The 11,698-nt window shown below is 38.3% G+C and carries 15 protein-coding genes; 8 read left to right on the top strand and 7 right to left on the bottom strand.

Annotated features, from left to right (window positions below):
• Positions 1–23 precede the first annotated feature (23 nt).
• The gene (locus ABC382_RS09530; protein WP_274796159.1) at positions 24–257 is read left to right on the top strand and encodes a DUF896 domain-containing protein; all 234 of its coding nucleotides are present in this window, start codon (positions 24–26) and stop codon (positions 255–257) included.
• Between the two features lie 126 nt (positions 258–383).
• Positions 384–2,378, top strand: coding sequence for a transketolase (gene tkt / locus ABC382_RS09525; RefSeq protein WP_322610353.1), 1,995 nt, complete (start codon positions 384–386; stop codon positions 2,376–2,378).
• 41 nt (positions 2,379–2,419) lie between these two features.
• On the opposite strand, the gene ABC382_RS09520 is transcribed toward tkt, so the two are convergent.
• The 6 genes from ABC382_RS09520 to ABC382_RS09495 form a co-directional block, all read right to left on the bottom strand.
• Entirely contained in the window at positions 2,420–2,758 is a 339-nt protein-coding gene (locus tag ABC382_RS09520) for a hypothetical protein (protein ID WP_322610354.1), read from the bottom strand.
• 190 nt (positions 2,759–2,948) lie between these two features.
• Positions 2,949–3,581 carry a response regulator transcription factor gene (locus ABC382_RS09515; protein ID WP_322610477.1) on the bottom strand — a complete coding sequence of 211 codons (633 nt, stop codon included), beginning with the start codon at positions 3,579–3,581 and terminating at the stop codon, positions 2,949–2,951.
• Positions 3,556–4,596: a sensor histidine kinase gene (locus ABC382_RS09510; protein WP_274796162.1), complete on the bottom strand. Its 1,041-nt coding sequence runs from the start codon at positions 4,594–4,596 to the stop codon at positions 3,556–3,558. Before ABC382_RS09510 ends, ABC382_RS09515 begins: the two co-directional genes overlap by 26 nt.
• Entirely contained in the window at positions 4,593–5,285 is a 693-nt protein-coding gene (liaF, locus tag ABC382_RS09505; RefSeq protein ID WP_313470655.1) for a cell wall-active antibiotics response protein LiaF, read from the bottom strand. Before liaF ends, ABC382_RS09510 begins: the two co-directional genes overlap by 4 nt.
• A 103-nt stretch (positions 5,286–5,388) precedes the next feature.
• A complete protein-coding gene (locus ABC382_RS09500; protein ID WP_274796164.1) occupies positions 5,389–6,027 on the bottom strand; it encodes a PspA/IM30 family protein in 639 nt (212 codons plus the stop codon).
• Between the two features lie 15 nt (positions 6,028–6,042).
• Positions 6,043–6,399: a lmo0954 family membrane protein gene (locus ABC382_RS09495; RefSeq protein ID WP_274796166.1), complete on the bottom strand. Its 357-nt coding sequence runs from the start codon at positions 6,397–6,399 to the stop codon at positions 6,043–6,045.
• A gap of 340 nt (positions 6,400–6,739) precedes the next feature.
• Between ABC382_RS09495 and sirA the strand changes: the two genes are divergently transcribed.
• The 3 genes from sirA (at position 6,740) to ABC382_RS09480 (ending at position 8,301) form a co-directional block, all read left to right on the top strand.
• Positions 6,740–7,165 carry a sporulation inhibitor of replication protein SirA gene (gene sirA, locus ABC382_RS09490; RefSeq protein ID WP_004232148.1) on the top strand — a complete coding sequence of 142 codons (426 nt, stop codon included), beginning with the start codon at positions 6,740–6,742 and terminating at the stop codon, positions 7,163–7,165.
• A gap of 98 nt (positions 7,166–7,263) precedes the next feature.
• Complete coding sequence (locus ABC382_RS09485) at positions 7,264–7,482, top strand: YneF family protein (RefSeq protein ID WP_004232154.1); 219 nt, start codon at positions 7,264–7,266, stop codon at positions 7,480–7,482.
• 348 nt (positions 7,483–7,830) lie between these two features.
• On the top strand, positions 7,831–8,301 hold the full coding sequence (locus tag ABC382_RS09480) for an S-ribosylhomocysteine lyase (RefSeq protein WP_312505386.1): 471 nt from the start codon (positions 7,831–7,833) through the stop codon (positions 8,299–8,301).
• Between the two features lie 50 nt (positions 8,302–8,351).
• On the opposite strand, the gene ABC382_RS09475 is transcribed toward ABC382_RS09480, so the two are convergent.
• On the bottom strand, positions 8,352–9,323 hold the full coding sequence (locus ABC382_RS09475; protein ID WP_274796168.1) for an alpha/beta hydrolase: 972 nt from the start codon (positions 9,321–9,323) through the stop codon (positions 8,352–8,354).
• A 206-nt stretch (positions 9,324–9,529) separates the two neighbouring features.
• Between ABC382_RS09475 and ABC382_RS09470 the strand changes: the two genes are divergently transcribed.
• The 3 genes from ABC382_RS09470 to ABC382_RS09460 all read left to right on the top strand — a co-directional run bounded on the left by ABC382_RS09470 (position 9,530) and on the right by ABC382_RS09460 (position 11,693).
• The gene (locus ABC382_RS09470; RefSeq protein WP_404809716.1) at positions 9,530–10,714 is read left to right on the top strand and encodes an acetyl-CoA C-acetyltransferase; all 1,185 of its coding nucleotides are present in this window, start codon (positions 9,530–9,532) and stop codon (positions 10,712–10,714) included.
• A 22-nt stretch (positions 10,715–10,736) separates the two neighbouring features.
• Positions 10,737–11,003 carry a YqkE family protein gene (locus ABC382_RS09465; RefSeq protein WP_274796170.1) on the top strand — a complete coding sequence of 89 codons (267 nt, stop codon included), beginning with the start codon at positions 10,737–10,739 and terminating at the stop codon, positions 11,001–11,003.
• Positions 11,004–11,186: 183 nt separating this feature from the next.
• On the top strand, positions 11,187–11,693 hold the full coding sequence (locus ABC382_RS09460; RefSeq protein WP_274796171.1) for a GNAT family N-acetyltransferase: 507 nt from the start codon (positions 11,187–11,189) through the stop codon (positions 11,691–11,693).
• Positions 11,694–11,698 lie beyond the last annotated feature (5 nt).

The following is an 11,698-nucleotide window of genomic DNA, read 5'->3' as shown; positions in this document are numbered from 1 at the left end:
TAGGTATTGAAAGGTGTGTAACAATGTTATCAAAAGAAAAAATTAATCGAATTAATGAACTTTCTGCCAAAGCAAAAAGTGGACAATTAACAGAGGAAGAGGCAAAGGAGCGAACAGCGCTTCGTAAGGAGTACTTAGATACGTTCCGAGCAACAATGCGCGATACGATTGAAAATGTAAAAGTGGTGGATGTAGAAGGTAATGATGTCACACCAGAGAAGGTTAGACAAGCGAAAAAAAATAAATTTCTAAATTAATGTGACACAATTCAATAAAGTATGTATGAAAAACCAAATAGTATAACAAAAGCATTGTTTTCTACAGCAATGTTGACTAAACTGTAAAAGAACAATATATAGGACGAGAAAGGATGTCACAATATAATGACTCAACATGCGGATCTATTAGCAATTAATGCTATCCGAACTTTGTCAATCGACGCTATTGAAAAAGCAAATTCTGGTCACCCAGGTTTACCGATGGGGGCAGCGCCAATGGCTTATACGCTATGGACAAAACAATTACGCCATAATCCAGCCAATCCAAAATGGTATAACCGTGATCGTTTTGTACTGTCAGCTGGTCATGGTTCAATGCTTCTATACAGCTTACTTCATCTTGGAGGCTATGGTTTACCAATGGAAGAAATTCAAAATTTCCGCCAATGGGATTCATTAACACCAGGACATCCTGAATACGGTCATACAGTAGGTGTAGAGGCAACAACTGGTCCTCTTGGTCAAGGGATTGCTATGACTGTTGGTATGGCAATGGCTGAGCGTCATTTAGCGGCTACTTACAATAAACCAGGTCATGACATCGTTGACCACTACACATTTGCACTATGTGGTGATGGTGACTTAATGGAAGGTGTAGCTGCTGAAGCTATTTCATTAGCAGGCCACTTAAAACTTGAAAAATTAATCGTGCTTTACGATTCTAATGATATTTCTTTGGATGGTGACTTAGAAAAGTCATTCTCAGAAAACGTGCAAAAACGTTTTGAATCTTATGGTTGGAATTACTTAAAAGTAGCAGATGGTACAGATGTTGATGCGATTAATGCTGCCATTGAAGAAGCGAAAAAATCAACTGGCAAACCAACATTAATTGAAGTAAAAACGGTTATTGGTTTTGGTTCTCCAAATAAATCTGGTAAAGCAGATTCTCACGGTGCACCACTAGGTACAGATGAAGTTGTTTTAACGAAAGCTGCCTATGAGTGGGCTCACGAACCGTTCAAGATTCCTGCAGAAGTATATGATACATTTACTGCTGCTGCTGAAGTGCAAGGAGCACAACCAGAGGAAGCTTGGAATGCTAAATTTGCAGCATATAAAGAAGAATTCCCGGAGTTAGCAGCTCAATTTGAAAAAGCAATGAATGGTGAATTACCAGAGGATTTTGCTTCTGAATTACCAGTATATGAGGCAGGTAAATCAGTAGCAACGCGTTCTTCATCTGGTGATGCGATCAATGCCATCGCAAAGAAAACACCATCTTTCTTTGGGGGTTCAGCTGACCTTGCCGGCTCTAATAAAACAACAATGAAGGGCGCTGGTGACTTCTCAGCAGACCATTATGCAGGTCGCAACATCTGGTTCGGTGTTCGTGAATTTGCAATGGGTGCTGCTATGAACGGTATGGCACTTCACGGTGGTTTAAATGTATTTGGTGGTACGTTCTTCGTGTTCTCAGATTACGTTCGTCCAGCAGTGCGCCTATCTGCATTAATGGGTCTTCCTGTAACATATGTATTTACACATGACTCAATTGCAGTAGGGGAAGATGGTCCAACTCATGAACCAATCGAACACCTTGCATCATTACGTGCAATGCCAAATCTATCTGTTATTCGTCCTGCAGATGCAAACGAATCAGCAGTCGCTTGGGAACTTGCAGTAGCTTCTGAAAAAACACCAACAGTTTTAGTATTATCTCGTCAAAACTTACCAGTACTTGACGCTTCTATTGAAACAGTACGTGAAGGTGTGACAAAAGGTGCTTATACAGTGTCTCCTGCTACAAAAGAAGTTGCAGATGCGATTTTAATCGCAACAGGCTCAGAGGTTTCACTTGCTGTTGAAGCACAAAAAGCATTAAAAGCTGAAGGAATGGATGTAGCTGTTGTTTCAATGCCATCTATGGATCGCTTTGAAAAACAAGATGCAGCTTACAAAGAATCTGTTCTACCAAAAGCTGTGACAAAACGTCTTGCGATTGAAATGGGTGCATCATTCGGCTGGCATAAGTATACTGGCTTTGAAGGTGATGTGCTTGCTATCGATAAATTTGGCGCATCAGCACCAGGTGAAGTAGTAATGGAAAAATACGGCTTCACGGTAGAAAATGTCGTAGCAAAAGTAAAAGCATTATAAAAGAAACAATGAATACCGCAACACTCAGTGAGCTTCTTTCTCTAATGAGTGTTGCGGTTCTTTTCTTTTTTATAGCTTTTTAGTACCGTAATGTATAAAGCCAAGAATTGAGTGACTAGAATACCCATGAAAAGGATAAAATCCTCTGTACTACCACCAATTCCTAATTCATCTACGATAATGGCAGAAAACCAAAGAAGCTGACCAGAAACGATGACGGTTAAGCTGGCAAAAATAGCACATAACCAAATGGGTGTTTTTTTGATGCAAACCATAATGAGTAGCAAAATAGAGAACAGAAAAATCACAAGAAAGATAGGATCAAGTAAGGAAAACACATTGTTTGTGACAAAGTTATGATAGGTAAAACGATGATCCATAAAAGAAATGCCCCCTTTTTACAAATATTAACGTATCTAATAAAAAAAGGTTCAATTTGGGAGTGGGGTAAAAAGAAGAGTGAGTAGTATATGATGTAATTGGTGCACGTCATCATGTAAGTGATCTACCAAAGTACCTCTAAAAGTATAAAAAACTGCATGCTAACATGCAGTCTTTTTATGTAGGAGGCTATTTAGCGAGCCCATTTTGAAAGGCGTAGACAACAGCTTGTGTGCGATCTTGCACTTCTAGCTTAGCCAAAATATTGCTTACATGCGTCTTTACCGTTTTTAAGGCGATATATAGCTCGTCAGCGATTTCCTGATTGGCTTTGCCCTGTGCCATCAGCAATAATACTTCCATTTCACGGTCAGTAAGTTGCTCGTAAAGGGGCGTATTATTACCATGACGCATACGGTGCATCATTTTAGATGTTACCTCTGGCTCTAATACCGTTTCGCCACCTATTGTTTTACGGATAGCATCGGCAATTTGTTTTGCATTTGATGTTTTTAGAATATAACTCACTGCCCCAGCCTCTAAGGCAGGATAGACTTTATCATCATCTAAAAAACTAGTGACCATCATAATTTTTGCCTCAGGCCATGCCGCTAAAATTTCTGCTGTTGCCTCTGCTCCTGTCATGATCGGCATGACATTATCCATTAAAATAATATCAGGTCTAAGTGCAAGGGCACGTTCTACAGCCTCTTTGCCATTTTCAGCCTCTCCAACAACTGTAATATCCGGTTGTGCTGATAAATACGCTGAAACACCAATACGTACCATTTCATGATCATCCGCTATGAGCACTTGTATCATCGTCATTGATCTCCTCCTTATGCAGTGGAATTTTAACCTCCACTATCGTTCCTTCTCCAGGCACTGACACAATTTTATAAGTGCAACCAATTTCAACTGCCCGTTCTGCTATATTTTGTAAGCCATAGGAAGTGGATTTATCTGCCTCTACATCAAAGCCTAACCCATTATCTTGAATTCGTAAAATAGCTAAGTCGTCTCGTGCAACTAAAAGTAACTCCACTTCACTTGCCTTAGCATGACGAAGTGTATTGGAGAGCGCTTCCTGAGCAATACGGAATAAATGGTCTTCCTCTGCCTTGGTTAAGGCCATTTCCTCTAACTCATATTCAATATGAAAATAAACTTTTTGCTGAAGCTCAATAATCAATTCCTCTAAGCCTTGTGCCAATGTTTTATTGTGTAGCGCTACAGGTCGTAAATGCAGCAATAATGCACGCATTTCAAGCTGAGCTTGTTGAACAATTTTCTCCACTTGTTTTAAACTCGTAGCATTTTCGTCATTTTCAGTTAATGCGGAGAGCAACATGGAGGCAGCAAACAGTTGCTGTGACACGGAATCATGCAGTTCTCGAGCAAGTCGTTGGCGTTCAGCAATTATGCGCTCCTGAATAATTTTGTCATTAGCTTCCGCCCGTTCATTAGATAAACGCTGTAAGCTTTTACGCTGTGTATCAATTAATTCACTTGTTTGAATAAGTGCTTTTTTTAATGGCTTTGGTAAAGCTTGCTTTTTAGGAAAAATAAAATCTGGCTCGATTAATTGCTTCACGATACGTGTTGCTTGAGCTTCTCGTGCACGAGCAGTCATACTAATCCAGCTAGCAAACAGGAAGCTGAGTGCAAAAAGGCTAACAACAATGATTCCACCTAGAGGAAAATTATCGTAATTCTGTTGCCATAAAGGCTCCCATCTTTTTTCGTCTGGGTTTCCCCAAACAGCCACAAGCAGCCCAAATGTAGCACTCATTAAAATGAAAAATAAAGTAAATAATCTTGAGATAAAGGCAATCATTTGCGTAGCACCTCCAAATCTCCAAGCCATGTTGCGACATGAATAATCAAAATACGTTTTGCATCCTCAGGGTTGCCATCGGAGAAGCTAACACTTTCATTTAATATACGTTGTGGCCCTACATGTAAGCATGTAAGCTCACCAAATAATGTTGTATAGTGTAAACGGAAAGGGATTTCATATGGAATATAGATCTGAACTTTGCCGATACCTTGCCGAATCGTAATAAGACTAGTACCAGCAGGTAAAATGGTTTGTGTTGTATCAATAGTTATATCTCCTGCAAGGCGTTGAATTTGGACATCTTGCCATTTATACGCTTCCGTAGGAGCAGGCATTGTACCGATTAAGTCATTTTTAGTCGCAGGGAGTTTTTCAAATAGCTCTGCACCAACCACTTTTGGCTCGTTTTCTCGTTGTAAGTATTGATAGAGCATATATAAGAGCATGATTACAATGAATAAACGTAAGCTCCACATAGTAAACAGAGCAACCGCAATAAAGAAAATTCCTGTCCATTTGAAAAAACGTACTTTTTTGGAAAAACTTAAATAGAGAAGTACTGCCCCAATCAATAAACAGAAGGCGCCACCATTATTAAAAATAGTGAGCTCGACAAAAACGAGTAAAAAGAAGCATAGTACCCAAAATGTGAGCTTATTAGTTGTAAAATTTTGCAAGAGGGTCACCCTTCCTTCTACTAATAGTATAAGAGAGGGAATGGGTCCCTCTAATTTAAAACGTGAAAGAATGCGCCTTATAAAGTTGGCGCATTGCTTTCATTATATCATGTTATTTATTTTCAATTAGCAGTGGTGAGCTTTCTTCGGCTGCTTTTTTTTCTAATTCTGCCAATCTTGCCTCAAAAGTTGTAACCTCATGATCTTTGTCGATTTGGTAAGCTAATTTATCAATATAGGCTTCTAAATCTTCAAAATTTGTTTTATTGTTTTTGGCAATCATACCGTCCATTTGATGATGAGCACGTGTTACGTTTTCTTTCCCCATCAACTGTAATTGACGTACTTTCATGTCTTTAATTTTATGTTTCATTGTTTCGAATTTGCGCTCAAGCTCGAAGTATTCTCGTGTACTCGCCTCAATACTTGCTTGTAATGTATGGTTTCGCGCTGTGTAAGCTGTTACTTCATCTGTTGCGAAATCAATTAAATCTTGCTCTCCGCTAGTTGTTGCTAACGCTAATTGAGATTCACGTTTTGCGAGTAATTCAGCGTTCTCTTTAAATTCTTGCTCCAATTTTTCCTTTAATTGCCCTTGACGTTCTAATAATTTACCTGTTTGTTCTGTTTGTTTTTCTGCCTCGCGAATGTACTGGTTTAACATCGCAATTGGATTTTTTTGTTCCTTTTTATCAAATAGGTGATGTATGTCCGCCTCTACTGTATATCTAAAACGTTGAAATAAATTCATTTAAATTCGCTCCTTTTATTTTGTTAGATTTGACCATTCTTTTTCAAAGTTTGTAAATGGATCTTCTTCTTTTTTCCCTTCAATTGTAGGGATTTTTACATCTTCGCCATTCCATTTTTTATAGATGACGTAGATAATAGCGATTGCTGCAAGACCGATCATGGCTGGAATGTTAGAAACTGCAGATAGGACTCCGATTAGACCAACCGTAAACCAGAAAATTTTCCCGAATGTGGATTTGCTAGCGATGTAGAAATGCATGCCCAGTGCTACAAATAATCCGGAGAATAGTAAGCCTGCAAGTGGTCCGATTAAGGCAAGTGCAACACATGCTGCGATGACGCCTCCAGTTAATAAAAGAAATTTTCTCATTTGTTTTAGCTCCTTTCGTTTGTACCTTTATGTTACCTATTTGCATGATTGTCTAAAACGGACTCGAAATTGATTTTGTACTAGGTCTTGAGGCGGAGCTTCTTCTAAGCAGCAGTAATAGAGGGGATGTCGGAGTGTTTTACGACTTACTTTTACTATTTTTGATAACTATTCATCGATTTCTAATGCGAATTTTAGCTTTTGCCATAAAGTCATTTTTAGAACCGAAACTAGAATTTTTTCGACAAAAATAGAAGATAGATCCTTCCTTCGTTTGACAAATTAACAAGAGTGGATGAGCTATACTTATGGAAAAGAAACGAGCGAAGGAGGATTTCTGTTGAGAACCTATTCTATATATAAAATAAAAGAAGAGCATTTAACGTTTATTTTTGGCAGAGAGCGTAAGTTGTTGGAAATGATGCAAGGCTGTGAAGACGCCAATGAGAAATCCTTAAAAGAGCTTGCCTATATATGCGAATCCGTTCGTTTTGAAGAAATTGCAGCAATGTTGGAGCATCAACTTGATTCTAAATATGCCCATTTAGAAAGAGCTCGCAATGCTTTGTTTTTAGAACATCCTATAAAAGGCAAAATGGCTATTTATTTAGTCGATCGTAAAATTTGCGTTTATTGCGAAGGTTCGCGAATGCTAGATTTAGATCTATTTCAAATGCTTGCTAAAATGAGTGAACGGTTTATTGCTTTTAATAAACAGGATAATGAGTGTGGGTGGTTAAAGCCGATGAAGTATACAATGCACTAGGAAAATTCACTACAATATATAGTAACATGCTATCATTTGGTGTATAATGGAGCGTGGAGAGTTTTTCTCGGTATATTGTAGTGGAGGAGGTTGGTTGTATGCCTACATGGGGCTGGATTATTATCGTAATTATCGCATTAGCAGCGGGCGCGGCACTTGGTTTCTATTTCGCTCGTCAAGCTATGATGAAATATTTAAAAGAAAACCCACCTATTAATGAGCAAATGATTCGAATGATGATGGCACAAATGGGTCGTACGCCGTCTGAAAAGCAAGTACGTCAAATGATGGCACAAATGAATAAATTCCAAAAGTAATCGGAATTTTTAAGGAGCAGCTAGTTTCAGTAACTGGTTGCTTTTTTCGTGGGTTCAAAAAGAAGGGATTATCTCAAAAATAAATTGAGATAATCCCTTCTTTTTGTTTAAGAAATGTTTAATAATGGAGCAGCTATACATTTTTTTTTATCTCAAATATTCAACACTTCTATTATTTCATGAAGGACAAAAAAGCGGATATCGAAAACCCCTTGAAATGGGAGGAACATTTTATCAGATTGTTATTCTCTTTAAAAATATAAAATTTCATGCAATTTAAAATATTTACACTTATTTTTGGGAAACTAGCTATAATAGGTAGTATTGATAGAAAAGGAGCTGTTAGAAATGGAACGTGAAAAGACAAATGTAGAAAGTTTTGATCTGGATCATACGAAAGTAAAAGCACCGTATGTTCGTTTAGCAGGTGTTAAAACTGGGAAAAATGGCGATGAAGTGTACAAATACGATATACGCTTTAAACAGCCCAATAAAGAGCACATGGAAATGCCAGCCTTACATTCTTTAGAGCATTTATCAGCTGATATTATCCGCAATTACTCTGATCATATTGTTGATTTCAGTCCAATGGGTTGCCAAACAGGCTTCTATGTATCACTTATTAATCACACTGATTATGAAGATTTATTATCTATTTTGGAAAAAACCTTTACAGATGTGACGAAAGCAACAGCAGTGCCTGCATGCAATGAGGTGCAATGTGGATGGGCGGCGAGCCATAGCTTGGAAGGGGCACAAGCCTTAGCGAAAGAATTTTTAGCAAAACGTGATGAATGGCATATCGTTTTTGCGGAATAAAATAACTTAAAAACCTTGCGTGATTTTTAATCAGCAAGGTTTTTATATTGCTAAAAATGGAAAGGTATGACGTTGGAGGAGGAAGAATCTCGATTTATTTTTTGGTAAATAAAACTTTCTAAAAAATCATGAATTAAATCTTCATATTCATCCATATTTTCATTAAAGGACTGTGCATGTGCACCTGTATCAAAGAGTTTTAATTTTTTTGGACCTACTTTTTTATTGTATAAATCAAGTGACATAGAGGCTGGAATAAATGTATCTGGAATACTATGGATAAAAAGTATTGGCTTTTCAATATGGGTAACTGCTTCAGCAGGTGTGACACTTTTAAAAGAGTAGCCATCTCTTAGGCGAACGAAGAAATCGGCAAAACGGATGGGTATAATGGAACCGTATTTAAATTCTGTTTTGGCGATTTGCTTGAGAAGCATCGAAAAGTCAGAGAACGCACAATCGGAAATGTAAAAATCAGCACCATCTTCTACTGTCCCAGCATACAGTAGCATAGTTGCAGCACCCATGGATTCACCATGAATACCAAGAATAGCATCCTCACCAATCATCGCCTTGACTGTTTTCACTACCGCATCCAGATCGTTTTTCTCATAATAGCCGTAACTCGTAGTTTTGCCTCCAGATTCACCGTGGCGACGGTGGTCAAAAATAACTGAATTATAGCCAAGTCTTTCAAATAATCGCGCGTATTTTACGGAATTTATTTTATTTTCCGTAACACCATGACAAATGATAATGGTGTTATTGGTTTCCAAAGGTTGAAACATAATGCCGCGAATGGTGTAACCATTTGGAGAATCAATATTGAGTTCACACTTCAAATTATTATTATACCAAGCTTCGTCAAAGCGCTTAGCTGTCGTTTCACGTTCGCGAACAAATTCAGGGTCTTTTTGCTGTATATACATTAATTTATTGGAAAGCGCGAAGCCGAACAAACCTGTAGCAGCCGCGGCTAGCGTTGTCGTAATACCAGAAAATAAAAGCATCTTCTTTTTCATCTAAAACACCTCCACATGCTATTTCTTATTTGTAATGTTCCCAACTAAGATTGTTTAAAACACGTCAACATTTTACAATAACTTTGGCAAAACTGCGATTATTTCTATTATCGAAAATCGTCAAAACATTTGTTAAAATATACATATCTGCTAGTAGCATATGCATGCAGTGTTGATTTTTGAACGGGGAAAAGGGGAGAATGGACATGACAAATGAGGTAGTAATCGTGAGTGCTGTGCGTACAGCTATAGGCTCATTTCAAGGGACATTGAAAGACGTACCAGCAACAACTTTAGGTAGTATTGTCATTAAAGAAGCATTAGCTCGTGCAGGTGTAGCAAAAGAGCAGGTCGATGAGGTGATTATGGGGAACGTCTTATCAGCAGGACTTGGGCAGAACCCAGCGCGGCAGGCAGCGATAAAGGCTGGTTTACCACATGAAGTGTCAGCTTTAACCATCAATAAAGTATGTGGATCTGGTTTAAAGGCTGTTCATTTAGCAACACAGGCCATTTTAGCAGGAGATGCTGATATTATTGTTGCAGGTGGCTTTGAAAATATGAGTCAAGCGCCTTATGTCTTAAAAAATGCACGAGAAGGCTTCCGTATGGGAGATCAAAAGGTAGTCGATACAATGATTCATGATGGCTTGTGGTGTGCGTTTAATGATTATCATATGGGAATTACAGCAGAAAACCTATGTGATATGTACGAGATTTCACGAGAAGAGCAGGATGATTTCGCAGCTCGCTCACAGCAACGTGCAGAGGCCGCAATTTCTGCAGGCAAGTTTGAAGATGAGATTGTCGCTGTAGAGATTCCTCAGCGCAAAGGTGAGCCTATTCTTTTCGAAAAGGATGAGTTTCCTCGAGCAGGTGTGACAGCAGATTCTCTTGCAAAGTTACGTCCAGCATTTAAAAAAGATGGATCAGTAACAGCAGCGAATGCATCAGGCATTAACGATGGTGCCGCAGCCGTTGTTGTGATGTCAAAGGAAAAGGCACAAGAGCTCGGTATTCAACCAATGGCCATCATATCTGCTAATGCCAGCGCAGGAGTCGATCCAGCCATTATGGGAACAGGTCCTGTCAAAGCAGTGCAAAAAGCGCTAAAAAAGGCAGGGGCAACATTAGATGATGTGGATTTAATTGAAGCAAATGAAGCATTTGCAGCACAATCGATTGCTGTAGATCGTGAATTAAGCTTTAATCATGATAAACTAAATGTTAACGGGGGTGCGATTGCTCTTGGTCACCCAATCGGTGCAAGTGGTGCTCGAATTTTAGTGACGCTGTTACATGAGATGGAAAAGCGTGATGCAAAAACGGGCTTAGCCACATTATGTATTGGTGGTGGACAAGGCGTAGCAACTGTTGTCAAGCGCCCTTAATGTCAATAAGTAGGTGAATGGAATGGGAAAGAAACGAAAACAACAGCAACATGCAGCTAATAGCATGACAGCAAGCTTACCAAAGCAAGAAGCTGTAACATTAGCAGACCAACTAGGTGGCGATGTACTTGCAAAATTAAAAGCTGCGAAGCAAGATTTAACTGCTAAAGAGCAAGCGGCAGAAGAAGAACGCCAAGCAAAACTTGCATTTGAACGCAAACAACGTGAAAAAAATAAATCGTTTGAAGAATTACTAAACGAATACGGAGATAAAGGCTCAAAATATTAAATGGGAAAGCAGTGAATTCATGCATAAATGGATTCACTGTTTTTTTATGTCCATATAAAATATCCTTTAATAGACGATATTATAAAGGCAAGAGATTCTTAATCATAAAATGGAGGACGCTGCCAATAACATATACCTTATTGTAGTTTATTAAATGATTAAATTATGATAGGAGTAACAGCCATGTTAGAAATACAAACAGAAAGATTAAGATTAATACCTTTAAATGCTAAGTATCTACAATTACTAATTGAGCGTGGAGAACAAATGGCAAAAGAGCTGTCGTTAAGTAAGTTTGAGGAAATATTAGATGACGAGCTTAAACAAGCATTGCATTTCAGACTCTTCAAGGTTTTAGAAGATGAGCAAAACTATCTGTGGCATACAAATTGGTTGCTTGTATTAAAAGAACAAAATTGTGCTATTGGAGGCATTATGCTAAAAGGGATGCCTAACGAGAGGCTGGAAGTGATCATTGGTTATTACACTTTTCCTAGTTTTCAGGGATGTGGTTATATGACAGAAACCATCATCGCATTGAAGAACTGGTTACTTAGTCAACCAAATGTAAAGTATGTTATAGCTGATACTGAAAAGGATAATAAGGCTTCCCATCGAGTTTTAGAAAAAGCAGGAGCTACATTATATAAAGAAACAGAGTCATTCTTTTTTTGGAGATTCCTACATTAATTATA

The sequence above is a fragment of the Lysinibacillus phoenicis genome (assembly GCF_047238325.1).
GTDB lineage: Bacteria > Bacillota > Bacilli > Bacillales_A > Planococcaceae > Lysinibacillus > Lysinibacillus irui.
Note: the sequence above shows the minus strand (reverse complement) of the source record. Positions and strands in the feature narration are given on the sequence as shown.